The sequence below is a fragment of the Tenebrionibacter intestinalis genome (assembly GCF_016632365.1).
Classification (GTDB): Bacteria; Pseudomonadota; Gammaproteobacteria; order Enterobacterales; family Enterobacteriaceae; genus Tenebrionibacter; species Tenebrionibacter intestinalis.
The window spans coordinates 1-26,238 of sequence record NZ_JAEPBH010000037.1; the positions used below are offsets into that span (position 1 = coordinate 1).

Consider the following 26,238-nt stretch of genomic DNA (forward strand, 5'->3'; position numbering starts at 1 on the left):
CTTTTTTACCCGCCCATTACTGGGGATTCCTCAGCGCTTTGAGCGGGCTTTTTTATCTGAATATGGCGGTGAGGGAGGGATTCGAACCCTCGATACGTTGCCGTATACACACTTTCCAGGCGTGCTCCTTCAGCCTCTCGGACACCTCACCGTATTGTGTTGTCCCCGCCGTAGCGTGAACCGGCGCTAATTTAGGGGAAAGCGCCTGGGCCGTCAACGCAAATTTATGGCTTCAGCTCGCGTTCAGCTAAACTTCGCGCGATTTGCCGCTAAAAAATACAACACGTGTGTTCAATTTGCGCATTATAGTACGTCCCGGTAAATGAAATAGCCGGCAGACGGCATAAACTGTTGCGCAACGGTGGCTGGCCCGGTAGCCGTTTATATTCTTACCGTTTGATGCAACCTGCCTCAGTTAACCCCGAGGAGAATACATGGATATTATCTTCTGGCACCCTTCGTCCAGCGCTGCTGAATGGACTGACCTATTACGGTATGCGCTACCGCAGGCGCGCGTGCGCGTCTGGCAAGCGGGAGACGATCGCCATGCTGATTATGCGCTGGTGTGGCAACCGCCGGTGGAAATGTTGCAAGGGCGCCGCCTGAAAGGGGTATTTGCGCTTGGAGCCGGTGTCGATGCCATTATGGATCAGCTACGCGCGCATCCGACAATGTTGCGTGATGACGTGCCGCTGTTTCGTCTTGAAGATACCGGCATGGCGCAGCAGATGCAGGAATACGCCGTAAGCCAGGTGCTGCGCTGGTTTCGTCGTTTTGATGATTATCAGGATCTCAAGGCGCAGGGGATATGGCAGCCGCTTAACGCGTTTGAACGCGAAACGTTTACCGTCGGTATTCTCGGCGCGGGCGTGCTGGGCGCAAAGGTGGCCGCCAGTCTGCAAGTATGGGGTTTCCCGGTTCGATGCTGGAGTCGTTCGGTGAAGCATTTCCCGGGCATTGCCAGCTTTGTTGGGGCCGAACAACTTAAGGATTTCCTTGGCGGCAGCCGCGTATTGATTAACCTTTTGCCTAACACGCCGGATACGGCTGGAATAATTAACGGCGCGCTGTTAGCGCAACTGCCGGATGGCGCTTTCCTGTTGAATGTCGCACGCGGTGCGCATGTCGTGGTGGATGACCTGCTGGTTGCGCTCGACTGTGGTAAACTCAGGCGCGCAACGCTGGATGTTTTTTCTCCGGAACCGCTTCCCGCAGAAAGCCCTCTCTGGGTGCATCCGCGTGTGGCCATCACGCCGCACGTTGCTGCCGTTACGCGCCCTGCGCTGGCGATAGCGTGGATTGCCGATGCTATCCGTAAACGGGAACAGGGCGAACAGCCCGACGGCCTGGTTAACAGGCAGCGCGGTTACTGAATCGTTACGCTCAACGTTTGGCGGATAAAAAGTTTTAAAGGAGAATAATGATGTACCCCGTTGATTTGCATATGCATACTGTTGCCAGCACCCATGCGTACAGCACGCTTCACGACTATATCGCCGTGGCGAAACAAAAAGGCATTACGCTTTTCGCCATCACCGATCACGGCCCTGATATGGCAGATGCCCCGCACTACTGGCACTTTATAAATATGCGGATCTGGCCCCGAATGGTGGAGGGGGTGGGAATTTTGCGTGGCATTGAGGCCAATATTAAAAATATCAACGGTGAAATCGACTGTACCGGCCCCATGCTGGACGCATTGGATCTGATCATTGCCGGGTTTCACGAGCCGGTGCTTGCCCCGCAGGATAAGGCGAGCAACACGGAAGCGATGATTGCCGCTATGGCGAGCGGCAATGTGCATATTATTAGCCACCCTGGCAACCCCAAATATCCGGTTGATATCCCGGCGATTGCCGCTGCCGCAGCCCGCTATCAGGTGGCGCTGGAGCTGAACAACTCTTCATTTATGCATTCGCGGGCCGGCAGCGCGCCGAACTGTCGCGCTATTGCCCAGGCCGTACGTGATGCGGGCGGCTGGCTGGCGCTCGGTTCTGATTCACACACCGCCTTCACGCTTGGCGAGTTCAGCGAGTGCCAAAAAATCCTCGATGAAGTTGCGTTTCCGGACGATCGCATACTTAACGTCTCGCCGCGCCGCCTGCTTAGCTTTCTGGAAGCGCGTGGTAAAGCGCCAATTGCCGAGCTATCGGCTCTGTGAACTGAAACGGACATGTTTTGATGAATGAGTTTTCCATTATTTGCCGTATTCTTGGCTCTCTTTATTACCGTCAGCCGCAGGATCCGCTACTGGAGCCGCTTTATGCCCTGATTCGCCAGGGGAAGCTGGCGCAAAACTGGCCGCTTGAGCAGGATGATCTGCTGGCGCGTTTGCAAAAGAGCTGTGATATGGATGAGCTGACGGCCGATTATAACGCGCTCTTTGTTGGCGCTGATTGCCGCGTGCCGCCGTATCGTTCGGCGTGGGTAGCCGGGGGTGAGGGCGACGAGGTTCGCCACTTTCTGAAATCGCGCGGTATGCCGCCAGGGGAAGGCGCCGCCGACCATTTTGGCGCGCTGCTGCTCGCCGCATCCTGGCTGGAAGACCAGCAACAGGAAGATGAAAGCGAAGCGCTTGAGCGCCTGTTCGCCGGTTATATTTTGCCGTGGCATGAAACTTTTCAGGGAAAAGTTGAAGCGCATGCCGCCTCGGCGTTCTGGCGTACCCTGGCGCAGATGAGCCGCGAGGCGGTCAACGCTATGTGGGAAGAGTTACAGGAAGATGCGGACCAGGACGAGTAACCCTCCGCCGTTGTTGTGCGTAAGAAAGGCGTTTGCGTGGCGCCTTTCTTAATGCGCCGCTTATCCTTTTATTTCAAACGTTACAAATAAACCCTTCTCAGAACCAGCCGTGTGAAACCCATTATTAAATGTCGTTTTGTTTAACGCAGGTAATTTCACTTCTTATCAGGCGGGCGGATTGTGTTCTGGCGGCTCGCCATGAGGCGTTATTTGTTTTTCATGGGCGTGCAATTTGCAGGCTATGCTAAACAAAGTAAGAAGGAGGATATGATGCAACAGCGAATCAGTGTGGCTGAAGGCGATATTACTCGCCTGCGCGTCGAGGTCATTGTGAACGCGGCAAATCGTTCACTGATGGGCGGCGGCGGCGTGGACGGCGCTATTCACCGTGCGGCAGGCCCGGCGCTGCTTGCCGAATGCCGGGAAATTCGCCAGCGTCACGGCGACTGCCCGCCCGGCGAGGCGGTTATTACCGGCGCAGGCGCTCTGGCTGCAAAGGCGGTCGTGCATGCCGTTGGGCCTGTATGGCAGGGCGGCGGCAAGGGGGAGCAGGCGCTGTTGGCTTCAGCTTACCGCAACAGTTTACAACTGGTGAGCGACAATGGCTTTCACACCGTTGCGTTTCCCGCTATTAGCACCGGCGCCTGGGGGTATCCTCGCCCGGCGGCCGCAGAGATAGCGCTGAACGTTGTGAGGCATTTTCTGCGGACGCACCGTCTGCCGCAGCACGTATACTTCGTTTGCTATGACGAAGAAAACACCCGACTTTACCGACGCCTGTTGGCGCAGACCGCTGAAGAGTAACGACCGCGCCCCGCGCGCTGGTCGCGCCATCGCGTCTGAAGCCGCGCGCCATGACGGCCTGAGCGGCATTCATTCGCTCGATGACAGCCTTGACGCGTTTGCTGCCCGTTATCAACTGGCAGGCATGGCTGAACGCACGCTGGATGTACAGTACTACATCTGGGAAGACGATCTGTCCGGGAGGCTGTTGTTCGGCGCGCTGCTTGCCGCCGCCAGGCGCGGCGTCAGGGTGCGCATGCTGCTTGACGATAACAACACGCCGGGTATGGACAGCATACTTAGCCTGCTGGATTCGCATCCGAATATTGAAATCCGCCTGTTTAATCCTTTTTCTTTTCGTTCACTGAGAATGCTGGGCTATCTCACCGATTTTGCACGCCTTAACCGGCGTATGCATAACAAAAGCTTTACCGTAGATGGCGAGGTAACAATAGTGGGCGGGCGCAACGTGGGCGATGCCTATTTTGGCGCCGGCGAGCAACCGCTGTTTACCGATCTGGATGTGCTCGCCGTTGGGCCAGTGGTAGCCGACGTATGCGATGATTTTGAGCGCTACTGGTCATCCGATTCGGTGGCAACGCTGGGGCAGGTGCTTAATCTCAACGATGAAGAGTTGACCCGGCGCGTGGAGCTTGTACACGATGAGCAGTCCACGCCGATGGCGCAGCGTTACCTGGAGCGGCTGCGGACATCGCACTTTGTCAGCCAGCTTGAATCGGGGCAGTTAAAAATGATTTGGGCGCGAACCCGTTTACTGAGTGACGACCCGCGTAAAGGGGAGGGGAAGGCGCGCCTGCGCTCTTTGCTGGGGTTGCGCCTGATGAAAGTGGTGGGAGAGCCGACATCCCAGCTCGATATTACCTCCGCTTATTTTGTGCCAACCCGTTCCGGCGTGGCGCAGTTGATGATGCTGGCAAGGCGCGGAGTGAAAGTTGCCATTCTCACTAATTCCCTGGCGGCGAATGATGTTTCTGCCGTTCACGCAGGCTATGCGCGCTGGCGTAAAAAGTTGCTGCGCGCCGGCGTGGCGCTGTTTGAATTGAAGCCGCAGTGCAGCCCGGGCGAGGTGCATGACAGAGGGTTGACCGGGAACTCCGGTTCCAGCCTGCATGCTAAAACCTTCAGCGTTGACGGTGAAAAGGTGTTTATCGGTTCGTTTAATTTTGATCCACGCTCTGCGATGCTGAATACGGAAATGGGGTTTGTGATTGAGAGTCAGGCGTTGGCGAAAAGTATTCATGAACGCTTTATTCGCAGCCGCAGCGCTGCGGCATGGGAGCTGCGGCTGGACAAATGGCGGCGTATTAACTGGATTGAACGCCACGGGGGCGATGAAATCGTGCTGAAAAAGGAGCCGCAGACGCGTTTCTGGCAACGGCTGGTGGTGCGTATTGCCGCGCGTCTGCCGGTGGAATGGCTGCTTTAGCGTCGGTTCGTATCCCCGACGTTGACCTGTCGGCAAATTTCGTTGCATGCAGGGGCGTTGACGCGCCTGGCCTGCGGCTTACCGGAAAACAGAAAACGCAGAAGCGGTACGCGCAAATGCAGTTCATAAAGGATAAGGGCAATGCCGATAACAAAGACCAGTCCGGCTAAAAAACCCAGCGTATTGGAGGGGATATGCGGCGTGATGAAAGCGCCAAAAGCCAGCGTCAGCGGGTGATGAACCAGATAGATAAACAGCGATGCGTTCACGAAATAGGTCACGCCAGGCGAATGCGTATTCAGGAAACGGTATCCGAGCGAGAACACCACATTGGTCATCCAGAGGCCCATCAGCATAAGTATCAGGCATTCGGTTTCGTACATCCAACCGGCGCCGTTGCCGTAGCGCTGGTTAAGCAGATAGGCCGCGAACGCCAGCGCTGAGCCGAAATAGCAGCCGGGCGAAGGCGTGATAAAACGCATTTTAAGCGCCGGGTATTTGAACACGACCGCGCCGAGCATAAAAAACGGTAAATAAAGCAGCGTTTGCATAATGGTAAAATTAAACAAACCGTCGCTGAGAATGGGAAGATAAACAATTAGCAGCGCGCGACGTAGCGATGCCCAGATAACGCCGAATACTAAAAATAGCGCTGATAATTTTATCATCGAAAAGGTATTTTTAGCGACAGCGTGCTGATTTAAGCGCCTGAACAAAAATACGCCAAGCGTAGTTAAAATAACCAGCACCAGTAAAAACCACAGATGTGAAACCAATTCCCATACCAGGGTATTATATTTTTCATAAAAACCCAGTTGCGGCCATCTTTCAGATTTTCCTGAAACATATTGCAACATAAGAAATTGCGGTAACGTCAATAGCGCAACGGCGGTAAGCATAGGTATGCCAACACGCTCCACGCGTATTTTCCACCATTTAGCGCGGCTATAGCGTAAAAAAAGCATGTAAGAAAAATAGCCGGAAATAACAAAGAAAACCTGCATCCGGAAAGCATGGATAAAATCGTTAAAAAGCGTTAACCACCAGGTGGGTTCGTTGCTGTTGACGTGCCAGTGGTGGCTTGAATAAATCAAAGAAATATGGAAAGGAATGCCCAGCAACATCAGCCAGGCTCTTATCGAATCCAGGAAAAACTCACGTTGCGCCGGTATATTACTCATCTCGCTCTACACCTGAATATCGGACTAATCATCTTAACTTTAATGTAGGTAAGGGCTACATTAGGCCGCTAACCCTACACTAACCCACGCATGCTGTCTCCAGGATATTGGGAAACGTATAAACTTTAAACTCTCGCTATCGCGCCGTGTCCGCGAGGGTGAACCAGTCCGTGATAAGGTTGTCGGAAAGCGGGAGTATCCATTAGAATGGATCGGATTGACCTTAGCACACAAAGGGGGATGTGCTGATTTTTATGAAAAATAAACCAGAAGTAAAAAAACTGCGCTGGTTAGGTGCTGCAATATTACTGTCCCTTTATACCACTTCGGTTTGGGCCTTCTCTATCGATGACGTTGCAAACAAGGCGAAGTCGTTGGCCGCAAAAAGCTATGAAGCGCCGAAAAGCAACCTTCCTTCTGTTTTCCGTGATATGAAGTATGCGGATTATCAGCAGATCCGGTTTAATCACGATAAAGCATACTGGGCCAAACTGAATACCCCTTTCAGACTTGAGTTTTACCACCAGGGCATGTACTTCGACACGCCGGTGACAATTAACGAAGTGACTGCTACTGCGGTGCGAAAAATTAAATACAGCCCTGATTTTTTCAATTTCGGCAACATAAATCATGATAAAGATGCCGTAAAGGGGCTGGGGTTCGCCGGTTTCAAAGTGCTCTATCCGATCAATAAAAAAGGTAAAAACGACGAGATAGTCAGCATGCTCGGCGCGAGCTATTTTCGCGTGATTGGCGCAGGCCAGGTATATGGTCTGTCCGCGCGTGGGCTGGCTATTGATACCGCGCTGCCCTCCGGCGAGGAGTTCCCGCGTTTTCGTGAATTCTGGATAGAGCGTCCGCAGCCGAAAAACAACTGGCTGGTTGTTTATGCGCTGCTGGATTCGCCGCGCGCGACGGGCGCCTACCGTTTTATTATTCGCCCGGGCCGCGATAGCGTAGTGGATGTCGAATCTAAAGTTTATCTGCGTGACAAGGTGGGTAAGCTTGGTATCGCGCCTCTGACCAGTATGTTCCTGTTTGGGCCGAGCCAGCCGTCGCCGACAACAAACTATCGCCCTGAAATGCACGATTCCAACGGCTTGTCTATCCAGGCCGGTAACGGCGAATGGATCTGGCGCCCGCTAAACAACCCGAAACATCTGGCCGTTAGCACCTTCACCACTGAAAATCCGAAAGGTTTCGGCCTGTTGCAGCGTGGCCGCGATTTCTCCCGTTATGAAGATCTTGACGATCGCTACGATCTGCGCCCGAGCGCCTGGGTTACCCCGAAAGGCAACTGGGGCAAAGGACGTGTTGAGCTGGTGGAAATTCCCACCAGTGATGAAACCAACGATAATATTGTTGCGTTCTGGACGCCGGAGCAGCTACCTGCGGCAGGTAAAGAGATGAATTTCAAATATTCCATTCTTTTTACGCGCGATGAAAATAAGCTGCATGGTAAAGGTAGCGCATGGGTTCAACAGACCCGTCGTTCCACCGGTGATGTAAAACAGGCTAATCTCATTCGTCAGCCGGACGGCACTATCGCGTTTGTGGTCGACTTTGCGGGGGATGAGATGAGCAAACTCGCAGCCGATACGCCCGTCTCGGCTCAGGCCAGCATCGGCGATAATGGTGAAATCGTTGAAAATAGCGTGCGCTACAATCCCGTGACCAAAGGTTGGCGCCTGATCCTGCGCGTGAAGTTGAAAGATGAGAAGAAGACCACCGAAATGCGCGCCGCGCTGGTTAACGGCGATAAAACCCTGAGTGAGACCTGGAGCTATCAGCTACCTGCAAATGAGTAAATCAATGAATCAGGATTACGTAGAAGCGCTTGGGCTGCCCGCAGAGCGGGCGGCGAAGCTGCCTGATACGGATATCGGCAGCGTACACAGGGCGCTCGATTGCAAAGCGCATCAGTACTCCCGCGACGACGACAGCCCGCTTGGGTCGGTCAGGCAGCGTCTGGAAGCCGCCTGGCCGGCTTCGCTTGGCGGCAACCAACTTGATGAAGATGCCGAAGGGCGTACCCAGCTTCGCGCCATGCCGGAAATTCACCGTTCTTCGATGGTGCCTGAACCCTGGCGTACCAACCCCATTGGTCGCTTCTGGGCTCGCCTGCGCGGACGCAATCTGTCGCCGCGCCAGCATGAGTTATCAAAAGAGGAACAGGTCAGCGAACAAAAATGGCGCACGGTGGGGTCAATCCGTCGCTATATATTACTGATTTTAACGTTGACGCAGACGGCTGTCGCGACCTGGTATATGAAAACTATCCTGCCGTATCAGGGGTGGGCATTGATTAACCCCACAGATATGATCGGACAGGATCTGTGGGTATCGTTTATGCAGCTACTGCCCTACGTGCTGCAAAGCGGCATCCTGATTCTGTTCGCTATCCTGTTCTGTTGGGTATCGGCAGGTTTCTGGACGGCGCTGATGGGGTTCCTTCAGTTGCTAATCGGCCGTGATAAGTACAGTATCTCCGCCTCAACGGCGGGCAATGAACCGCTGAACCCGGCGCACCGCACCGCGCTTATTATGCCTGTCTGTAATGAAGACGTCAGCCGCGTTTTCGCAGGCCTGCGGGCGACCTGGGAATCGGTAAAAGCCACCGGGCAGCACAGGCACTTTGATGTTTATATTCTGAGCGATAGTTACGATCCGGATATTTGCGTGGCCGAGCAAAAGGCCTGGATGGAGCTGATTGCTGAAGTGCAGGGCGAAGGGCAAATTTTCTACCGCCGCCGCCGCCGGCGTATGAAGCGCAAAAGCGGCAATATTGACGACTTTTGTCGCCGCTGGGGCAGCCAGTACAGCTATATGGTCGTGCTGGACGCCGATTCAGTGATGACCGGCGACTGCCTGACGCAACTGGTGCGCCTGATGGAGGCGAATCCGAACGCCGGGATTATTCAGTCTTCGCCGCGCGCGTCGGGTATGGATACGCTGTATGCGCGCTGCCAGCAGTTCGCTACCCGCGTTTATGGTCCGTTGTTTACCGCTGGTCTGCACTTCTGGCAGCTTGGCGAATCCCATTACTGGGGTCATAACGCCATTATTCGCGTAAAGCCGTTTATTGAACACTGCGCGCTGGCGCCGCTGCCGGGCGAAGGTTCGTTTGCCGGTTCTATACTTTCCCACGATTTCGTGGAGGCCGCGCTGATGCGACGCGCAGGTTGGGGAGTGTGGATCGCCTATGACCTGCCGGGATCTTATGAAGAGCTGCCGCCAAATCTGCTTGATGAACTAAAGCGCGACCGCCGCTGGTGTCATGGTAATTTGATGAATTTCCGCCTGTTTCTGGTCAAAGGCATGCACCCGGTCCATCGTGCCGTGTTTTTAACGGGCGTGATGTCTTACCTGTCTGCTCCGCTTTGGTTTATGTTCCTGGCGCTCTCGACCGCATTGCAGGTGGTGCATGCGCTGACCGAACCGCAGTACTTCCTTCAGCCGCGCCAGTTGTTTCCGGTCTGGCCGCAGTGGCGCCCGGAGTTGGCCATCGCGCTGTTTGCCTCAACGATGGTGCTGCTGTTCCTGCCTAAGTTGTTGAGCGTGATACTTATCTGGTGTAAAGGCGCTAAAGAATATGGCGGCTTTTTCCGCGTTACGCTCTCTTTGCTGCTGGAAGTGCTGTTTTCTGTACTGCTTGCGCCGGTGCGTATGCTGTTTCACACCGTATTTGTGGTCAGCGCGTTCCTGGGCTGGGAAGTGGTATGGAATTCACCGCAGCGCGACGACGACTCTACGCCGTGGGGCGAGGCATTTATGCGCCACGGCTCCCAGTTACTGCTGGGTCTGGTGTGGGCAGTGGGTATGGCGGTGCTGGATCTGCGCTTTCTGATCTGGCTCTCGCCTATCGTTTTCTCGCTGATCCTCTCGCCGTTTGTGTCAGTTATCTCCAGCCGTGCTACCGTGGGGCTTCGCACTAAGCGCTGGAAGCTGTTCCTCATTCCTGAAGAGTATGCCGTGCCGCAGGTGCTGCTTGCTACTGACAGATATCTTGCTTTGAATCGCGAACGCGCTCTGAAAGCGGGCTTCATACAGGCGGTCTTTAATCCGGCGCTAAATGCGCTGGCGACGGCGATGGCGACAGCCCGCCACCGCGCAAGCCAGGTGCTGGAGATTGCCCGGGATCGCCACGTAGAGCAGGCGCTTAACGAAACGCCGGACAAACTTACCCGCGAGCGTCGGCTGGTGTTGTTAAACGATCCGGTGACCCTGGCGCGCCTGCACTATCGCGTATGGGCCTCGCCAGAACGCTATTCATCCTGGCTACAGCACTACCGGGTACCGGAAAAAACGCAGCGCTAAGGGATATGTGGTTATCAACGCAGGTTTCTGCCGGCGTTGATAGCGTTGACAAACAAAGGGCTGAACCATTTCGTCCCGAAATGCCAAAAAAGCAGGCCGATCAAAGTTTTGATTTGTAGCTGTTATACACAAGCGAGGCAATGCCTGGTTTTGGCCTCGCTTGTCATCAATCCGGATGCGGGCTTTTACTCACATTGCAGCCGTCTTTGTTTCTGAGATTGCCGGCCGGGATGCTTTTATGAAAGTGGTGAGCAAAAACCCGCCGGCGCGTGGCTTTTATATTGGGATAAACGGGCTTTATGGACAGCGGGGGCGGGTCGTGAAAATGATATTTATCGCCATGTTAGCTGTGTTGCTTAGCGGCTGTGGCAGCATTATCAGCCGTACTGTTCCAGGGCAGGGACACGGTAACCAGTACTACCCTGGCGTACAGTGGGATTTGAGAGACTCCCCGTGGCGCTACGTTACCGTGCTTGACCTGCCGCTGTCGCTGGTGTTCGACACGCTACTATTGCCGATTGACGCCCACCACGGGCCTTATGAATAGCTCAGCTCTCAGATTTCATCCCATTCATCGGCAGCGGTTCGCCCCTCTTCGGTATCCAGCGGCGGCTCAAGCTGAAATTCACCTTCATCCCATTCGTGCAGCGTATTCTCCTCCTGCCACTCCTGGATAAGTACGATATCGTCGAAATCTCCGTCGAACACGCTTTGCGCGGCTTCGCCGGTTAGCATGGGCAGACATTCTCCTCCTTCACTGTCGCTGGTCAGAAACTCAGCCTGCCACATTATATCGCCGTCCTGCAGGATATATTTTTGCAGGCCGAGTTGCTCAACGATAGCATCATCGCCGTTGTCGACGATAAACGCTTCACGTGCGGCATCGACCGCTTCTTCAAGCGTAGTAAACATAGACATAGCATTCTCCCTGAGCGGAACCACAAATGGATATTCCAGGAAAGAATAGACGAATATTTCGGGAATCAATGCGCATAAAGGGAATTTTTTGGTGAAAAAAGGGCGCCCCTGGGGGCGCCGGGGGGTTAATAACGTGATGGAACGCCTGGCGGGCGCGTTTTGAAACGGCGGTGAAGCCACATGTACTGTTCTGGCGCCATCATAATGCAACGCTCAACTACCTGATTCATCCACCCGGCGGTGGCCTCTGCGCTTTCCAGCGGCGGCTGGCATTCAGGTTCCAGTATTATCAGTTCATAGCCCGTACCGTCGGTTTTACGGCGTGGAACAAACGGCACAATACAGGCTCCGGATAACTTTGCCAGCGTCCAGGTACCGGAGGTGGTGGCTGCCTGGTCAACTGCAAAGAAGGGGACGAAGACGCTGGTGCGCGGGCCGTAATCGTGATCCGGCGCGTACCAGATTATCTCGCCGTTTTTTAAGGCCCGGATCATGCTTTTGACATCTTTACGGTCAATCATATCCTTATTGGAACGCAGGCGCCCCCAGGTTTGTAGCCAGTCAATCACCGGGTTATCGTTGGGGCGGTAGACGCCCACGCCTGGCGTATGCAGGCCCCATATACGCGCGCCCAGCTCCAGCGTAAGAAAATGAATGCCGACTAATAAAATACCCTGCTTGCGCGCGTGCAGCTCGGTTACAGGTTCAAGCCCGGAAATAGCGCTCCAGCGGCGGATACGCGCATCCGACCAGAACCAGGCCATGCCGGTCTCCAGTACGCCCATCCCCACGGATTCAAAGTTTTGTTTTACCATACGCTGGCGTTCTGCTTCGCTCATTTGTGGAAAACAGAGCGCAAGGTTGCGCCGGGCGATGTGAACGCGGCGTTTCATAAACAGCATAGCGAGATGCCCGGCCGCGCGCCCGATGTAGCGTATAACAGGATAGGGTAAAAGTACGGCCAGATAGAGCAGACCGATGCCCAGCCATAGCGGCCAGTAGCGTGGGTGCAGCAGGGCACGGGAAAATTGGGGTAAATGCGTCATGAAAATCCTGTCTTCAGAGCGAACGCGGAAAACGGGTATTGTGACATTTTTTGTCGCTTAGCCAAAATCTCAGTGTGTCTGTGATGAAAAGGTAGCGTGAATAGAAAGGGAGAATTTAAGTTGCTGCGCCAGGTTAATGCTCGCCCAAAGCAGGAACTAAGCGCTTGCCAGGCTGTATATCCGCGTTTTGAACGAAGAAATAAAGGCGCCAGGACGACGCATGAAGGCCGGATATCCGGCCCTCTGCAAGCGTAGATGGCCCGCTTGTAGAGCGGGGCCACTCACGTTACTGGCGGATGCCTTCGACCGAAATAATCAGTTCGGCGTCCTGTGAAGCGGGTCCTAAATCCTTACTGATGTTGAAGTCCTTGAGATGAATTTTGCCCTGGGCTTCAAAACCGGCGCGTTCATTGCCCCACGGATCTTTCCCTTCCCCGATGAGTTTTGCGTTCAGCTTCACAGGCTTAGTGACCCCGTTGAGCGTCAGATTACCGGTGATGTTCAACCCGTCGGCGTTCTTTTCCACCTCTGTTGAGGTGAAGGTGGCCTGCGGATATTTGGCGCTGTTCAGGAAGTCTTTACTACGCAGGTGCTTGTCGCGCTCCGCGTGATTCGTGTCCACGCTGGCGGTATTGATAGTGACGTTGACTTTATCGGCCGCAGGGTTATTTTCGTCAAAAGTAAAGGCGCCTTCAAAGTTCTTAAAGGTTCCGTATAGCCAGCTATAGCCGAGATGCTGAATACGAAAGTTAACAAAGGCATGCTGGCCTTCTGTGTCGATTTTATAATCTGCGGCAACGGCAGAGCCGCTCATAAGCATCAGTGCGCTCAGGGCGACTCCCGGCAGGCTTTTTTTCATTATTTTACTCCATGATCAGGTGACGGTTTTCCCATCATTCTTCTGAGGGTGCCGTCTTTATTAATAAAGTGATGTTTCAGTGCGGCCAGCGCATGCGCGACTGACAGCAGTACAATGCTCCAGGCGAGCCAGAGGTGGATTTCACCAGCCAGATCCGCCTGTGCTCCGGCATCACTGAAAGTGGCAGGAACCTCGAACCAGCCAAAAACGCTAACGGGTTTCCCGTCGGCAGTGGAAATCAAATAGCCGGTAAAGATAATGGCGAAAATAAGCAGGTAAAGCAGTATATGGGCGACAGCGGCGCTGATGCGGGTAAAATGCGACCAACTGCTTAACGCCGGCGGCGGCGGCGATATCCAGCGCCAGACAACCCGGATAATCATCGCGAGCAGAAGCAGAATGCCAATGCTTTTATGCAGTTCCGGCGCCTTGTGATACCAACTGTCGTAATATCCAAGCGTCACCATCCACAGCCCAAGCCCAAACATGCCGTAAAGCGTTATTGCGATTATCCAGTGTAAAAGGATAGCAAGATGTCCATATCTGTCTTTTGAATTACGCCATTGCATTATTTTCATACCTGAATAAAGCACATGCGGCTTAATCTGGCGCGAGACTAAAATAATTGCAACAAAAAAATAACGCTTGCCCAAAGTTAGGTTTTTTCTTCATAAAATTTGATTAAAACTGACGATTTATTTCAGTCTTACCGTATGAATTATATGTGCAGGCCGCAGCGCAGCTTTCTGAAGGCAATTTGGTTGTTGCAAAAGCATCGAATAATTTGCTGTAAAATATACGTATAAGCAGAAGCCGAACGTTAACCTGCACAGGCGCCGCCTGTTTTTGATACTTTTGTTAATTCAATGGGGGAAAGCAAACGGACAAAAGGAGGCGCTTACAGGGGGAAAGCCGCTATTTTTTCGGAAAGTGTGGGTGATTTCGGTTTGATAAACAGGCGAGAAAAACGGTTGTTTATCCGCCTGATTTCACTTTTGGTTATGTCGCCGCCACCATTCGGCCCGGCGGTTTGTTGACAGCCTCATCTGGCGCATGGCATGAGCGAGCCTTTTACATTACTGCGCGCAGTCAGCTTCATACGCAGGCGCAGCAGCGCTTCGAACGCGTGCTTGCTGCGCGGTACGCTGGCGTCTGCGCAATAGCGAAAACATAGCCGGCGCCTTTACCGTAAGCATGGCGCGCCATTCGGGCCGCTTCCTGCAATAAATAAACCGTAACGCATAAGTCCGGTTGGCGCGGGCGATTTCATCAGCTCCGTTAAGCCGGATATGTCAAACAGCCTGATAATTAAAAAGGCGCCTCGATGGCGCCCTGTTTTCAGGTATTGAAGGAAAAACGGCGTTAATGTTTTCGCAAATCGTTATCCGGGAATTCGCAAGCTTCAATTTTAGCGATACCCGCTTCCAGAATCGAAATAAACTGCCTGGCGACATCGGTGGTTAACCATAGCGTCTGGCCGATTTCTGTTTCTTCCGGTTGTGCCTGATTGGCGGTCAGATAGTGGAGGCGCAGCATTAGCGCATCGTAGCTGTCTACGGTGCTGATGTCCCAACCCACAAGAGGGTGCGTTTGGATTACTTCGTTGTTCTTTTCCATCCTAACCTCCTTAATACGTGCTTACGACAACGGACAATGAGGTCAATGCATTTTATTGTAAAGCAGAATAATTATATCAAAGAAAAGTCAGCCACGTCGCCTGGAAAATATTCAGTCTCCGGCGTTGCGCTTTTTTTGATTAAAATGGATAAAAAAAACGCATCAACTGAAAAGAAACTAAAAATAACAAAGAATAAACGGTACGGGTTATAAATATAACGCCGAGCGGTAAAACCCGGCGGATAAAAAACGGCTTGCTCAATGGTAGAACCAGTCATCAGCGCTTTCCCAGGTCTCCTGCAAAATTTCGCTGATGCGCGCTTTATCTTCTTTGCTGGCGCCCATAACCGAAAGATTATTACCGGTGGCATAACGCACCTGCACCTCACCCGGGATATCCGGAAAAGCGCTTTCAATGCGGCGTAGCAATTCCTCGCGCAGCGCATCAATGGCGCCGTTGGGTAGCTGAGTGGTTTTGGCAATAGTGACTTCAATACGCATAATGACTCCCCCCCTGTCCTTGATGCTGTATATATATACAGTTAATGGCGGCGCCTTGCAACAGGAGGAAAGAAAAAACGGCCTCAAACTTTTACAGACCAGGGAAGCGTTTCACCGGCGAGGAAAGGAATGAGCGCGCCATCGCTTAGCGCAAGGCTTTCTGCAATGATTTGCGGTTGGCGTATTAGCTCCACGGTATCTTTATTTGCCTCCAGTCCGTAAAAGCGCGGGCCGTTCAGCGAGCAGAAAGCTTCCAGCAGCGTCAGGGCGTCAAGTTCTTCAAAGACGGTGGCATAAGCGGCCAGCGCGGACGGCGCATTAAAGCAGCCTGCGCAACCACAGCTTGCCTCTTTGCGATGGCGAGCGTGGGGCGCGGAATCGGTGCCGAGAAAAACGCGCTCGCAGCCGCTGGCGACCAGCTCGCGTAGCGCCTGTTGATGAACGTTGCGCTTGAGGATGGGCAGGCAGTAGAGATGGGGACGAATACCCCCCGCCAGCATATGGTTGCGGTTAAACATCAGGTGCTGCGGCGTAATAGTAGCGGCGATGCGCTCGTCGCCGTCGCGCACATACCAGGCCGCTTCGCGCGTAGTGATATGCTCAAATACCACTTTAAGCCCCGGCAGACGCAGGCGTAGCGGCTCCATTACTGTCTCAATGAAGCGTGCCTCGCGGTCAAAAATATCAACATCGGCGTGCGTGACTTCGCCGTGCACCAGCAGCGGCATACCGATTTTTTCCATACGCTCCAGTACTGGCATAATCGCTTCCACGCAGGTTACGCCGTGGCTGGAGTTGGTGGTGGCGTGGGCCGGGTACATTTTGGCGGCGGTGAAGACGCCTTCGTTAAAACCGCGCTCCAGCTCTGCCGGATCAAGGGTGTCGGTGAGATAGCAGGTCATCAGCGGCGTAAAACGGTGACCTTCGGGCACGGCATTGAGGATTCGCTGTCGGTAGGCGATAGCGTCATCAACGCAGACGACAGGCGGAACCAGATTCGGCATCACAATCGCGCGGCCAAACGTTGAACTGGTGTAAGGCACAACGGCGTGCAGCATTTCATCATCGCGCAGATGGAGATGCCAGTCGTCAGGGCGGCGGATTTTTAATACCTGGATCTGATGGGTCATAAATAGGCTCCGGCTTAGGGGAAATCAGTCTACGTTGGGCTGGTTCTGCGCCGGGCACTAAGGATAAGCGCAATTGTTTTCGTTTGCACCCCCCGGCGTGAATTTTTGCCGGGAGGCTGGCGTTATTGTGTGAAAGGAATAACGATTTTGCCTGGTTTTACTTCAATGCCTTTGGCGAGTCTTTTGGCAATGGCTTCGCCTTTGCTGCGATCTTCACTCAGTACGTAAGCCGGCTTCTGGTTAAAGTAGCTGCGTAACGCCTGGTTAAGATAGGGTACAATAGTTTGCAGCATCGACTGCATTTTCTGCGGCTCTACAGTTGCGTTGAGCACCTCCATTTCCTGAAGGTAAATTGCGCCCTGTTCGTGGTTGAAAGCGGGCAGGGCTTTAAGCGTAAGCTTCATGGTGGCTTTTTGATTGCCGAACAGAGAACTCATATCCAGTTGCGCATCACCGGTTAACGTCACTTTATTCGGCTCTTTGCGGCCAATCTGGCTGTTCAGATTGGTCAGCACAATGTGTACCTGCGCTACGCCCGGCAGGCCGATGTCTTTGGCGAAATGGTTGCGTTTGGCCAGCGCCTGGTTAATTTCCTGTTCATCTATCGTGTACGATGTGAGCTGATTGCACCCTGTCAGCAGGCTGCCGACGATCAGCGCTGCGGCTATTACCACCTTCTTCATAGCAAGCCTCATTTGCATACCAAACCGCAGATCGTGACATAAAGCCGCAACCGACGCCAGTGCAGAATCGCCCGGCGTTAACTGAGCGAGGTCTGAGACTACTGACAAACCTCATCCTGAGGCAGACAGGATGGAGGAAATACAATAAAAAATAAGTAAAATCAATGCATTGGTTTTCGTCTGCTTACCACAAAGAAGGAAAAACCTCGTTTTTTCCTTCTTTGTCAACATTCTGTGACCTCGCCTGTGCGAGGTCTGAGGTTACAGGGCTGATGAAGTCAGCAAATTCACCTGCGTTTGTTTTGCCATATTATCGCGATAGTCTGCAACGCGGCTGGGGTAGGCGACGCCGGCAACCAGCGTGAGGCTGCGCAGTAAAGGAAACAGATGGATGTCATCCTCGCTAAGGTCGCCATTGACGGCATTCGGCTGTTCGATAAGCTTATCCAGCGCGCGTAAATCGTCGCTAATGTTTTTAATCAACCCGGCAGAGTGCGCCAGGTTATCCGTGAAGCTGCCGATAGCGGCTTCTTTCTTACTGATGAAGTATTGCCGCGCCTGGGCGGTGGCAAACTCATCGAACGGCGCCCGGGCGATGCGCGGTAGCAGCAGACGGTTAACATAACCATTGACTTTACGCAGCCACGCTTCCAGCGCAGAATTACGCGGCCCGGTCAGCAGCGGTTCGCCGTTGAGATTATCGACATAGCGTACAATATCCATGCTTTCTGACATGAAGCGGCTGTCGTCCTTTTGCAAAATCGGCACGATTTTTTCGCCAACCATGCTCACTGGCGTCTCTTCGTCGTTATTAAGCAACACATTGAGTTCTACGGGGATGTTTTTCAGGCCAAAGATCATACGGGCTTTTACACAAAACGGGCAATGTTCGTAAATATAAAGCTTCATGTTTCTCCTCCTCCCGGGCATGCGTAACACTTAGTATGGCTGAAAATGCGGCTACGGGGTTAAACCAGTGTGCCGTCATTGTGCCTTCGCTGCGGTTTTAAGAAAAAACCGCAAAAACGCAGGTTACTGTTTTTACGCCGCTGTTCGCCGCGTTTATAGTAATGCGAACGCTTTTATAAACAGATGAAGGAGACGGGGGATTGATGTTTGGTTATCGCAGCAATGTGCCGAGGGTAAGACTGACCACAGACCGCCTGTTAGTGCGTCTGGTTCATGACAGAGATGCCTGGCGCCTGGCCGACTATTATGCCGAAAATCGCCTGTTTCTTAAGCCCTGGGAACCCGTGCGCGATGATAGCCACTGTTACCCTTCCGGTTGGCAGGCCCGGCTGGCGATGATTAGTGAAATGCATCGTCAGGGTTCGGCGTATTATTTTGCGCTGCTGGATAACGGTGAAACGGAAATTCGCGGCGTAGCGAATTTTTCTAACGTGGTGCGCGGGGCGTTTCACGCCTGCTACCTTGGCTATTCGCTGGGGGAAAAATGGCAGGGCCAGGGGCTGATGTATGAAGCATTAACCAGCGCGATTCGCTATATGCAGCGTACTCAGCATATGCATCGTATTATGGCAAACTACATGCCGCATAACCGTCGTAGCGGCGATCTGTTGGCGCGGTTGGGGTTTGAAAAAGAAGGTTACGCCAAAGACTACCTGTTAATTAATGGCGTCTGGCGCGATCATGTACTTACAGCGCTGACGACGAAGGCCTGGAGCGCTGGCCGTTAAGGAGATGAAATGAAATATCGACTGAGCGCAGTAGAGGCGCGCGTGGTAGGCGGCCTGCTGGAGAAGCAGGTAACCACGCCGGAGCAGTATCCCATGTCGCTTAATGGCGTGGTTGCGGCCTGCAATCAAAAAACCAACCGTGAACCGGCCATGTCCCTGAGCGAACAGCAGGTACAGGAGACGCTGGATGAGCTGGTCAGGCGTCATTATCTGCGTACGGTAAATGGCTTTGGTCATCGCGTAACCAAATATGAGCAGCGCTTCTGTAACTCTGAATTTGGCGATTTAAAATTTTCCCCGGCAGAGGTGGCGGTTGTGACTACGCTGTTGCTGCGTGGCCCGCAGACGCCTGGCGAATTGCGCATACGCGGCGCGCGGATGCATGAATTTAACGATGTCGCTGAAGTGGAGGCTATACTGGCACGCCTTATTGAGCGGGATGACGGCCCCTATGTCGCACGTCTTGCGCGCGAACCCGGCAAACGCGAAAGCCGCTATATGCATCTGTTTAGCGGTGAAGTGGACGCGCTGGATTCTGCGGCAGAAACGATAAGCGCGCCATCCGACGATCTGGCCACGCGCGTTGAACGCCTTGAGGGCGAGGTGGAAGAATTAAAGCAAAGGCTGGCCGCTTTGTTAGCGCATTTGGGAGAATAACCCGTGGCGACATTACGTATTGGCATGGTAGGGCTCGGCGCTATAGCCCGCAAAGCGTGGTTGCCGGTGCTAAGCGTCGCCAGCGAATGGACGCTGGCGGGCGCTTTTTCACCCAGCCGGGAAAAGGCCGCGCCGGTATGCGCAATGTATCGCATACCTTATTTCGCTTCGCTGGATGCGCTTGCCGCGTGTTGTGACGCCGTGTTTGTTCACAGCGCCACGCAGAGCCATTATGAGGTTGTAAGTAAGCTGCTGCGCGCAGGCGTTCACGTATGCGTGGATAAACCGTTGGCGATGCGGCTTAGTGACGCAGAGCGGCTGGTCGCGCTTGCCGCGCGACGAAATCTGACGCTCATGGTCGCGTTTAATCGCCGTTTTGCGCCGCTTTATCGCAAACTTAGCGCACATATGGAGACAGCGGCTTCGCTGAGGATGGATAAACATCGCCTGGATAGCGTTGGCCCCGGCGATCTGCACTTCACGCTGCTGGATGATTATCTGCACGTCATTGATACGGCGCTGTGGCTGGCAGGTGGGGAGGCGCGGCTTGAAAGCGGGGGGATACATACTAACGACCGCGGGCAGATGCTTTATGCCGGGCATCGCTTCCGCCGCGGCGGGTTACAGATAACCACCGCCATGCACCGACGCGCCGGTAGCCAGCGGGAATGGCTGTATGCGGTGACTGATGGCGCGTTGTTTGAGGTGACTGATATGCGCGAGTGGCGCGAAGAGCGGGGCGCAGGGCGGCTCGCCCCGGCTATATCCGGCTGGCAAAGCACGCTGGAACAGCGCGGATTTACAGGCTGCGCGCGTCACTTTATCGATTGTGTCATGAATCAGACCGCTCCGGAAACCTCAGGCGACGAGGCGCTGCGCGCTCAGCGCGTGGTGGAAGCGCTCTGGCGTGAGACGGTGAACGAATAACCGACTGCAACAACTCCCGGTAGTAATTCCCCCGCGCTCGGGTAGACTAAGCGCTTTGCCTGACACCGCACGCCTGCCCGTCAGGCGTTATACCCGCCGCCGTAGGTTGGGCATTTGGGTATAAAGGGATACCACCACAGATGAATCTTTTAAAATCGCTGGCTGCGGTCAGCTCTATGACGATGTTTTCGCGCGTGCTGGGCTTTGCGCGAGATGCCATTGTGGCGCGCGTTTTTGGGGCCGGAATGGCTACAGACGCCTTCTTTGTGGCGTTCAAACTGCCTAATCTGCTGCGGCGCATTTTTGCTGAAGGCGCTTTTTCTCAGGCGTTTGTGCCGATACTTGCTGAATACAAAAGCAAGGAAGGCGAAGAGGCAACCCGGGTATTCGTTGCTTATGTCTGCGGGCTGCTGACGCTGGCGCTGGCGCTGGTCACTGCGTTGGGTATTCTGGCCGCGCCGTGGGTCATTATGGTGACCGCGCCGGGGTTTAGCGATACCGCAGAGAAATTTCAGCTTACCTCGCAGCTATTGCGCATTACCTTTCCCTATATTTTGCTGATTTCACTGGCGTCGCTGGCGGGCGCTATTCTCAATACCTGGAACCGCTTTTCCGTCCCGGCGTTCGCGCCGACGCTGCTTAACGTTAGTATGATCCTGTTTGCGCTCTTTGCCGCGCCGCACTTTAATCCGCCGGTGCTGGCGCTGGCGTGGGCGGTTACCGTTGGCGGCGTGTTGCAGTTGTTTTACCAGCTTCCGCACCTGAAAAAGATCGGTATGCTGGTATTGCCGCGCGTGAGTTTTAAAAATGCGGGCGCAATAAGGGTAATAAAGCAGATGGGGCCTGCCATTCTTGGCGTTTCTGTGAGCCAGGTCTCGCTCATTATCAATACGATATTCGCTTCATTTCTGGTTTCCGGCTCCGTTTCCTGGATGTATTACGCCGATCGCCTGATGGAGTTTCCTTCTGGCGTGCTGGGCGTCGCGTTGGGGACTATCCTGCTGCCGTCATTGTCCCGAAGTTTTGCCAGCGGCAAACACGATGAATATAACCGCCTGATGGACTGGGGGCTGCGTTTGTGTTTCCTGCTGGCGCTGCCGAGCGCCGTGGCGCTCGGCCTGCTGGCGAAACCGCTGACGGTTTCGCTGTTCCAGTACGGTAAATTTACGGCTTTTGACGCGGCAATGACCCAGCGAGCGCTGATTGCCTATTCGGTCGGGTTGATTGGCCTGATTCTGGTTAAGGTGCTGGCGCCGGGGTTCTACTCCCGGCAGGATATTAAAACGCCGGTAAAGATCGCTATCGTAACGCTTATTGCTACCCAGTTAATGAACCTGGCGTTTATTGGCCCGCTGAAGCACGCAGGGCTGTCGCTTTCCATCGGCCTTGCGGCCTGCCTGAACGCCGGGCTGCTGTTCTGGCAGTTGCGCAGACGCAATATTTTCCAGCCGCAGGCGGGGTGGGCGCCCTTTCTGCTGCGTCTGGTCATTGCCGTGTTGGTAATGTCCGCAGCGTTGCTTGGCATGATGCAGCTTATGCCCGCCTGGGAACTGGGGGCAATGCCGTACCGGTTGCTGCGTTTGATGGCCGTCGTCGCTGTGGGCATTGCGGCCTACTTCGCCACCCTGGCAGCCCTTGGGTTTCGCCCGAAGGATTTCGCACGCCGCACCGTATAAATAACGCAGATCGCAACAAGCCGGACGATAGCGCTGTCGTCCGGCTTTTTTATTGCGCTTCCTCTACCGCTACCCGGCGTGATTATGTGCGTACGTGCCGGGGCAGCGAAGGTTGCAGGCAGGATGCCGGAAGTGCGCAGCGGTATAAGCCGGGGCTGTCTTTAACCACAGTTGTAGGATTGCGTTCTGTAAGGGCGGCCAGACGAAAGGTATTGCCAGGGTTAGCTACGTTGCAAGCAGCAGGCGCGCGTGATGGGGGAAGAATAAAAAAGCCGGTCGATGACCGGCTCAGATTGTTGTCAAAGAAGGAAAAACCCGTTTTTTCCTACTTTGTGGTAAGCAGGCGAAAAACAATGTATTGATTTTCCTTATTTTTTATTTTATTTCAGCCATCCTGTCTGCGTCAGGATGGGGTTTGTCGTCTTAGCCGGTCAATGACCGGCTAAGACTGTTGGTAAACGCAGGGCCAAACCTGTTCGGCCCGGTTTCGCTACCTGGGCGGCTTACTCCACGGCGGAAGGCCTGGTCGCCGGCGCAGTGGCGTGATGCGTTGCGCTATGCCCGCCTGCGGAGCCCTTGCCGGAGAAATTAAAAGCAGGGCGTACCCAGGCGCTGTGGCGAACCGGTTCCGGCGTATAGTCCGGAGCCGGGGCGCGCGTCATCGGGGCTGTAGCGTGCGTTGCAATCCCCGCTGGCGCCTGCGTCGCTGCCGGTGGTTGAGACTCGACGACGGGTTTTGCGACAGCCTGTGTTTCAGCGGGCTGCGGGAGCGTAATGGCTTCATGTTCCGTCGCCGCCATAGTCGGATGCGCCGCCTCAGGCTGTGCTGGCGTATCGTCAGCAGGCGGAACGACGGTGTCAGCGATTGGCGTCGTCTGGTTTTGCGGCGTCACAGGCGTTTGCGTGGCCGGATTGGATTCCGTCGCCGCATTTTTTACTTCACCGTCATAAGCCTCAGCCTCGGCGTTAACGATAATTTCAGCTTTTGCAGACTGAGCCGGTTCTGCTTCTGCGTTAACGCGTTCGGCGGTGTCTTCTTCACGCGCAGCGATCGGTTGCGGCTCGTGGTTTTCCGGCGCAGCCGTAACCTCCGGGCGCGTTGTTTCCACAACTGAAGGCGTCGGCGCGGCTTCAACGGCGGCGGGCTCAGGCGCAGGTACGGCCTCCCCGACAGTCTGTTTCGGCTGAACCTGTTCGGCTTCCTGTTCCTGTACGCGCGCGACCGGATAGCTAATCCATACTTTACCTGACGCCATTTCCGGCGACGCGAAGCCTCCAGCTAACGGCACCGGCGACTGGGTAGGGTAACGCTCATCGCGGTAGCGACGTCGGCGCTGGCCGCTGACGCGCAGATGGCGCGGAGAACGACGTGAACGACGCGGCATGCCTGTGCTGTCGCTGCGCGTCTCGCCGCTATCGTCGGCGTCTTCGCTGGTTTCGGGGACCGGCGTTTGCGCAATTACCGCAGGCAGCGGGCGTGTCGCCAGTTCAGTATGCGCTGTTGGCGCGTTTACGTCTTCGACAGGCTGTTGCGCCTGCTGTGCGGCAGGGACGGCCTCAGGCTGCTGTTCTGTCGCAGCGTCGTTGATGCGAACCGGCTGCGTTAGCTGGCGCTGTTTACGACGCGGCATGGTTTGCACGCGCTCTTCCTGCGCGCTGTCGTCAGCTATGTCTTCCGGCTGCGCCTGTAGCGCTTTGATTTCCTGCTGCGCCTGGCGTTTGTCTTCCGAACGGCGGCGGTTGCGTTCGCGGCGTGGCTCTCTGGCTTTAACCTCCGTTTCTTCGACGGCGGCCTGCGTTTGCTGCGTCTGGCGGGCCGCGGGCGCGTCAGTATTCTGCTGCTGACGGCGGTTACGGCGATTATCGTCGCGGCCATCGCGTCCTTCGCTGCGGTTGTCGCGAGTATCGCGCGTTTCGCGATGTTCACGCCCGTTACGTTCGCCGCGATCGCGGCGATTATTCTGACGACGATTGCCCTGGCGGCGCTCCTGGCGTTGTTCCGCTGTGTTAGCGACTTTGCCTGATGTTTTGGCCTCATTTGCCGCAGCTTCTTCACCGGCAAATACTTTTTTCAGCGCGTTGAAAAAGCGGGTAACCAGGCCTGGCGTTTGGGCTGCCTGCGGCTTTTTGGCCTCGGGGGCCGGTTTTACGGCGCTCTCCTGCGGCGCAGGCGGCACATCCGGCATAGCGAAGGTTGCCAGCGCCGGTTGTTCCGGGCGGCGGCGTTCGGCGTGCTCGTCATCAGACGGCATGGTCATGGCTTCTTCATGCACCTTCGGCAGCATATAGCTTAGCGTATGGGTTTCTTCGCCTTTGCGCACGCGCAGCACGGAATAGTGTGGGGTTTGCATCTGATCGTTTGGCACGATAACGCAGCGCACGCCATCCTGGCGGGTTTCGATTGCGTTAACGGCATCACGCTTCTCGTTAAGCAGATATGACGCTACCTGTACCGGTACGATGGCGTGTACTTCCTTTGTATTTTCCTTCAGCGCTTCTTCTTCAATCAGACGCAGAATGGACAGCGACAGCGATTCGTTATCACGAATAGTGCCGGTGCCGCTACAGCGCGGGCATACGTGATGGCTGGATTCGCCCAGCGATGGGCTGAGGCGCTGGCGCGACATTTCCAGCAGGCCGAAGCGGGAAATATGGCTTATCTGAATGCGTGCGCGATCCTGGCGCACCGCGTCACGCAGGCGGTTTTCCACCGCGCGCTGGTGGCGTACCGGCGTCATGTCGATAAAATCGATGACGATCAGGCCGCCGAGGTCGCGCAGACGCAGTTGGCGGGCAATTTCGTCGGCTGCTTCCAGGTTAGTGTTAAACGCGGTTTCTTCAATATCGCCGCCGCGGGTGGCGCGCGCGGAGTTAATATCGATAGCAGTCAGCGCTTCGGTGGTATCAATCACAATTGAACCGCCGGAGGGCAGGCGCACTTCGCGCTGGAAGGCGGATTCTATCTGCGATTCTATCTGGTAGTGGCTAAACAGCGGGATTTCGCCGCTATAAAGCTTTATCTTGCTGCTGAAATCCGGGCGACCCAGCGCAGAGATATGCTGGCGCGCCAGTTCAAGCACTTTCGGGTTATCGATAAGGATTTCACCGATGTCCTGACGCAGATAGTCGCGAAAGGCGCGTACGATAACGTTGCTTTCCTGGTGAATCAGAAACGGCGCAGGGCGGCTTTCGGCGGCTTTCTGAATCGCCTCCCAGTGCTTAAGGCGAAAGCCCAGATCCCACTGCAACGCTTCGGCGGATTTTCCTACGCCTGCGGTTCGCACGATAAGGCCCATACCATCCGGCACTTCCAGCGAAGACAGCGCTTCTTTCAGCTCGGTGCGGTCATCGCCTTCAATACGGCGTGAAATTCCGCCTGCGCGTGGGTTGTTCGGCATCAGAACCAGATAGCTGCCCGCCAGGCTGATAAAGGTGGTCAGCGCAGCGCCTTTATTGCCGCGCTCTTCTTTATCTATCTGAACAATAACTTCCTGGCCTTCGCGCAGCACATCTTTAATGTTGGGGCGACCGTGCGCGGAGTAGTTGCCAGGGAAGTATTCGCGAGCGATTTCTTTGAGAGGGAGGAAACCATGGCGTTCAGCGCCATAATCAACGAACGCCGCTTCCAGGCTGGGTTCGATGCGGGTAATTTTGCCTTTATAGATGTTTGCTTTTTTCTGTTCGTGGCCTGGGCTTTCTATGTCCAGGTCGTACAGGCGTTGACCATCCACAAGGGCGACACGCAACTCCTCCTGTTGAGTTGCGTTAATTAACATTCTTTTCATCGTAACTGACTCATTATTTTGACATTGGCGACAGAGCGGCGGGCGTGGTACGTTTTACCGGATGTAAGCCGATGGCCTCGTGACTGTTCGCAAAATCGTCAACCTCCCGGTTGTCGAATGCTATGAGGCGCAAAGTATCGGCAGCCTGTTTTTCAGCCGGAAAAACAGCGCATTTAATCCTGGGAACAGCCTGGATAGAGAGTGCCAGAGAAGATTCCGTATGCCGGTAAGGTCTGCAACCCGCAGCCCGTTAACTGCCTGAACGCTCACAA

General features: G+C 54.7%; 24 protein-coding genes and 1 tRNA gene. 12 read left to right on the forward strand and 13 right to left on the reverse strand.

Going from position 1 to position 26,238, the window contains the following annotated elements; all coding sequences use genetic code 11:
• Positions 1 to 63: 63 nt before the first annotated feature.
• Positions 64 to 151 (reverse strand) — tRNA-Ser (locus JJB97_RS13640).
• 283 nt (positions 152 to 434) lie between these two features.
• On the opposite strand from JJB97_RS13640, the gene ghrA reads away from it, so the two are divergent.
• The 5 genes from ghrA to JJB97_RS13665 all read left to right on the forward strand — a co-directional run bounded on the left by ghrA (position 435) and on the right by JJB97_RS13665 (position 4,972).
• Positions 435 to 1,373: a glyoxylate/hydroxypyruvate reductase GhrA gene (ghrA, locus tag JJB97_RS13645; RefSeq protein ID WP_238714546.1), complete on the forward strand. Its 939-nt coding sequence runs from the start codon at positions 435 to 437 to the stop codon at positions 1,371 to 1,373.
• A gap of 50 nt (positions 1,374 to 1,423) precedes the next feature.
• Entirely contained in the window at positions 1,424 to 2,161 is a 738-nt protein-coding gene (locus JJB97_RS13650) for a phosphatase (protein ID WP_238714580.1), read from the forward strand.
• 20 nt (positions 2,162 to 2,181) lie between these two features.
• Entirely contained in the window at positions 2,182 to 2,742 is a 561-nt protein-coding gene (locus JJB97_RS13655) for a TorD/DmsD family molecular chaperone (protein ID WP_238714547.1), read from the forward strand.
• A 270-nt stretch (positions 2,743 to 3,012) separates the two neighbouring features.
• Positions 3,013 to 3,546, forward strand: a complete 534-nt coding sequence (gene ymdB, locus JJB97_RS13660; protein WP_238714581.1) for an O-acetyl-ADP-ribose deacetylase — start codon at positions 3,013 to 3,015, stop codon at positions 3,544 to 3,546.
• The gene (locus JJB97_RS13665) at positions 3,488 to 4,972 is read left to right on the forward strand and encodes a phospholipase D family protein (protein ID WP_238714548.1); all 1,485 of its coding nucleotides are present in this window, start codon (positions 3,488 to 3,490) and stop codon (positions 4,970 to 4,972) included. Before ymdB ends, JJB97_RS13665 begins: the two co-directional genes overlap by 59 nt.
• On the opposite strand, the gene mdoC is transcribed toward JJB97_RS13665, so the two are convergent.
• On the reverse strand, positions 4,969 to 6,153 hold the full coding sequence (gene mdoC / locus JJB97_RS13670) for a glucans biosynthesis protein MdoC (protein ID WP_238714549.1): 1,185 nt from the start codon (positions 6,151 to 6,153) through the stop codon (positions 4,969 to 4,971). The genes JJB97_RS13665 and mdoC overlap by 4 nt on opposite strands.
• A gap of 254 nt (positions 6,154 to 6,407) precedes the next feature.
• On the opposite strand from mdoC, the gene mdoG reads away from it, so the two are divergent.
• From mdoG to JJB97_RS13685, 3 genes are all read left to right on the forward strand, one after another.
• A complete protein-coding gene (gene mdoG, locus JJB97_RS13675; protein ID WP_238714550.1) occupies positions 6,408 to 7,961 on the forward strand; it encodes a glucans biosynthesis protein MdoG in 1,554 nt (517 codons plus the stop codon).
• A 4-nt stretch (positions 7,962 to 7,965) separates the two neighbouring features.
• Positions 7,966 to 10,470, forward strand: coding sequence for a glucans biosynthesis glucosyltransferase MdoH (mdoH, locus tag JJB97_RS13680; RefSeq protein ID WP_238714551.1), 2,505 nt, complete (start codon positions 7,966 to 7,968; stop codon positions 10,468 to 10,470).
• Positions 10,471 to 10,795: 325 nt separating this feature from the next.
• Positions 10,796 to 11,017, forward strand: a complete 222-nt coding sequence (locus JJB97_RS13685) for a YceK/YidQ family lipoprotein (protein ID WP_263457968.1) — start codon at positions 10,796 to 10,798, stop codon at positions 11,015 to 11,017.
• An 8-nt stretch (positions 11,018 to 11,025) separates the two neighbouring features.
• On the opposite strand, the gene JJB97_RS13690 is transcribed toward JJB97_RS13685, so the two are convergent.
• The 10 genes from JJB97_RS13690 to grxB all read right to left on the reverse strand — a co-directional run bounded on the left by JJB97_RS13690 (position 11,026) and on the right by grxB (position 18,133).
• The gene (locus JJB97_RS13690) at positions 11,026 to 11,388 is read right to left on the reverse strand and encodes a MysB family protein (protein ID WP_238714553.1); all 363 of its coding nucleotides are present in this window, start codon (positions 11,386 to 11,388) and stop codon (positions 11,026 to 11,028) included.
• A gap of 125 nt (positions 11,389 to 11,513) precedes the next feature.
• Positions 11,514 to 12,434 (reverse strand): Kdo(2)-lipid IV(A) acyltransferase, encoded by a 921-nt coding sequence (locus JJB97_RS13695; RefSeq protein ID WP_238714554.1) that lies wholly within the window; start codon positions 12,432 to 12,434, stop codon positions 11,514 to 11,516.
• A 286-nt stretch (positions 12,435 to 12,720) separates the two neighbouring features.
• Positions 12,721 to 13,293: a YceI family protein gene (locus tag JJB97_RS13700; protein ID WP_238714555.1), complete on the reverse strand. Its 573-nt coding sequence runs from the start codon at positions 13,291 to 13,293 to the stop codon at positions 12,721 to 12,723.
• A complete protein-coding gene (locus JJB97_RS13705; RefSeq protein ID WP_238714556.1) occupies positions 13,293 to 13,862 on the reverse strand; it encodes a cytochrome b in 570 nt (189 codons plus the stop codon). The genes JJB97_RS13700 and JJB97_RS13705 overlap by 1 nt, the downstream gene beginning before the upstream one ends.
• Positions 13,863 to 14,655: 793 nt before the next feature.
• Entirely contained in the window at positions 14,656 to 14,910 is a 255-nt protein-coding gene (gene bssS / locus JJB97_RS13710; protein ID WP_238714557.1) for a biofilm formation regulator BssS, read from the reverse strand.
• Between the two features lie 71 nt (positions 14,911 to 14,981).
• Positions 14,982 to 15,188 carry a hypothetical protein gene (locus JJB97_RS13715; protein WP_238714558.1) on the reverse strand — a complete coding sequence of 69 codons (207 nt, stop codon included), beginning with the start codon at positions 15,186 to 15,188 and terminating at the stop codon, positions 14,982 to 14,984.
• Entirely contained in the window at positions 15,169 to 15,411 is a 243-nt protein-coding gene (gene dinI / locus JJB97_RS13720) for a DNA damage-inducible protein I (RefSeq protein ID WP_238714559.1), read from the reverse strand. Before dinI ends, JJB97_RS13715 begins: the two co-directional genes overlap by 20 nt.
• Before the next feature lie 83 nt (positions 15,412 to 15,494).
• A complete protein-coding gene (gene pyrC, locus JJB97_RS13725) occupies positions 15,495 to 16,541 on the reverse strand; it encodes a dihydroorotase (RefSeq protein WP_238714560.1) in 1,047 nt (348 codons plus the stop codon).
• A 122-nt stretch (positions 16,542 to 16,663) separates the two neighbouring features.
• On the reverse strand, positions 16,664 to 17,224 hold the full coding sequence (locus JJB97_RS13730; RefSeq protein ID WP_238714582.1) for a lipoprotein: 561 nt from the start codon (positions 17,222 to 17,224) through the stop codon (positions 16,664 to 16,666).
• A 261-nt stretch (positions 17,225 to 17,485) separates the two neighbouring features.
• Positions 17,486 to 18,133: a glutaredoxin 2 gene (gene grxB, locus JJB97_RS13735; protein WP_238714561.1), complete on the reverse strand. Its 648-nt coding sequence runs from the start codon at positions 18,131 to 18,133 to the stop codon at positions 17,486 to 17,488.
• Between the two features lie 203 nt (positions 18,134 to 18,336).
• On the opposite strand from grxB, the gene rimJ reads away from it, so the two are divergent.
• The 4 genes from rimJ to murJ all read left to right on the forward strand — a co-directional run bounded on the left by rimJ (position 18,337) and on the right by murJ (position 22,181).
• The gene (gene rimJ, locus JJB97_RS13740) at positions 18,337 to 18,921 is read left to right on the forward strand and encodes a ribosomal protein S5-alanine N-acetyltransferase (protein WP_238714562.1); all 585 of its coding nucleotides are present in this window, start codon (positions 18,337 to 18,339) and stop codon (positions 18,919 to 18,921) included.
• A 9-nt stretch (positions 18,922 to 18,930) separates the two neighbouring features.
• Positions 18,931 to 19,578 carry a YceH family protein gene (locus JJB97_RS13745; protein WP_238714563.1) on the forward strand — a complete coding sequence of 216 codons (648 nt, stop codon included), beginning with the start codon at positions 18,931 to 18,933 and terminating at the stop codon, positions 19,576 to 19,578.
• Positions 19,579 to 19,581: 3 nt separating this feature from the next.
• Complete coding sequence (locus JJB97_RS13750; protein WP_238714564.1) at positions 19,582 to 20,505, forward strand: Gfo/Idh/MocA family protein; 924 nt, start codon at positions 19,582 to 19,584, stop codon at positions 20,503 to 20,505.
• 140 nt (positions 20,506 to 20,645) lie between these two features.
• On the forward strand, positions 20,646 to 22,181 hold the full coding sequence (gene murJ / locus JJB97_RS13755) for a murein biosynthesis integral membrane protein MurJ (protein ID WP_238714565.1): 1,536 nt from the start codon (positions 20,646 to 20,648) through the stop codon (positions 22,179 to 22,181).
• 503 nt (positions 22,182 to 22,684) lie between these two features.
• Here the strand turns inward: murJ and rne are convergent.
• A complete protein-coding gene (gene rne, locus JJB97_RS13760) occupies positions 22,685 to 25,966 on the reverse strand; it encodes a ribonuclease E (RefSeq protein ID WP_238714566.1) in 3,282 nt (1,093 codons plus the stop codon).
• Positions 25,967 to 26,238 lie beyond the last annotated feature (272 nt).

Bases quoted from the DNA above. Each gene is read 5' to 3' on its own strand.
- ghrA (WP_238714546.1), top strand. From the start codon at position 435: ATGGATATTATCTTCTGGCACCCTTCGTCCAGCGCTGCTGAATGGACT.
- JJB97_RS13650 (WP_238714580.1), top strand. From the start codon at position 1,424: ATGTACCCCGTTGATTTGCATATGCATACTGTTGCCAGCACCCATGCG.
- JJB97_RS13655 (WP_238714547.1), top strand. From the start codon at position 2,182: ATGAATGAGTTTTCCATTATTTGCCGTATTCTTGGCTCTCTTTATTAC.
- ymdB (WP_238714581.1), top strand. From the start codon at position 3,013: ATGCAACAGCGAATCAGTGTGGCTGAAGGCGATATTACTCGCCTGCGC.
- JJB97_RS13665 (WP_238714548.1), top strand. From the start codon at position 3,488: ATGACGAAGAAAACACCCGACTTTACCGACGCCTGTTGGCGCAGACCG.
- mdoC (WP_238714549.1), bottom strand. From the start codon at position 6,153: ATGAGTAATATACCGGCGCAACGTGAGTTTTTCCTGGATTCGATAAGA.
- mdoG (WP_238714550.1), top strand. From the start codon at position 6,408: ATGAAAAATAAACCAGAAGTAAAAAAACTGCGCTGGTTAGGTGCTGCA.
- mdoH (WP_238714551.1), top strand. From the start codon at position 7,966: ATGAATCAGGATTACGTAGAAGCGCTTGGGCTGCCCGCAGAGCGGGCG.
- JJB97_RS13685 (WP_263457968.1), top strand. From the start codon at position 10,796: ATGATATTTATCGCCATGTTAGCTGTGTTGCTTAGCGGCTGTGGCAGC.
- JJB97_RS13690 (WP_238714553.1), bottom strand. From the start codon at position 11,388: ATGTCTATGTTTACTACGCTTGAAGAAGCGGTCGATGCCGCACGTGAA.
- JJB97_RS13695 (WP_238714554.1), bottom strand. From the start codon at position 12,434: ATGACGCATTTACCCCAATTTTCCCGTGCCCTGCTGCACCCACGCTAC.
- JJB97_RS13700 (WP_238714555.1), bottom strand. From the start codon at position 13,293: ATGAAAAAAAGCCTGCCGGGAGTCGCCCTGAGCGCACTGATGCTTATG.
- JJB97_RS13705 (WP_238714556.1), bottom strand. From the start codon at position 13,862: ATGCAATGGCGTAATTCAAAAGACAGATATGGACATCTTGCTATCCTT.
- bssS (WP_238714557.1), bottom strand. From the start codon at position 14,910: ATGGAAAAGAACAACGAAGTAATCCAAACGCACCCTCTTGTGGGTTGG.
- JJB97_RS13715 (WP_238714558.1), bottom strand. From the start codon at position 15,188: ATGACTGGTTCTACCATTGAGCAAGCCGTTTTTTATCCGCCGGGTTTT.
- dinI (WP_238714559.1), bottom strand. From the start codon at position 15,411: ATGCGTATTGAAGTCACTATTGCCAAAACCACTCAGCTACCCAACGGC.
- pyrC (WP_238714560.1), bottom strand. From the start codon at position 16,541: ATGACCCATCAGATCCAGGTATTAAAAATCCGCCGCCCTGACGACTGG.
- JJB97_RS13730 (WP_238714582.1), bottom strand. From the start codon at position 17,224: ATGAAGAAGGTGGTAATAGCCGCAGCGCTGATCGTCGGCAGCCTGCTG.
- grxB (WP_238714561.1), bottom strand. From the start codon at position 18,133: ATGAAGCTTTATATTTACGAACATTGCCCGTTTTGTGTAAAAGCCCGT.
- rimJ (WP_238714562.1), top strand. From the start codon at position 18,337: ATGTTTGGTTATCGCAGCAATGTGCCGAGGGTAAGACTGACCACAGAC.
- JJB97_RS13745 (WP_238714563.1), top strand. From the start codon at position 18,931: ATGAAATATCGACTGAGCGCAGTAGAGGCGCGCGTGGTAGGCGGCCTG.
- murJ (WP_238714565.1), top strand. From the start codon at position 20,646: ATGAATCTTTTAAAATCGCTGGCTGCGGTCAGCTCTATGACGATGTTT.
- rne (WP_238714566.1), bottom strand. From the start codon at position 25,966: ATGAAAAGAATGTTAATTAACGCAACTCAACAGGAGGAGTTGCGTGTC.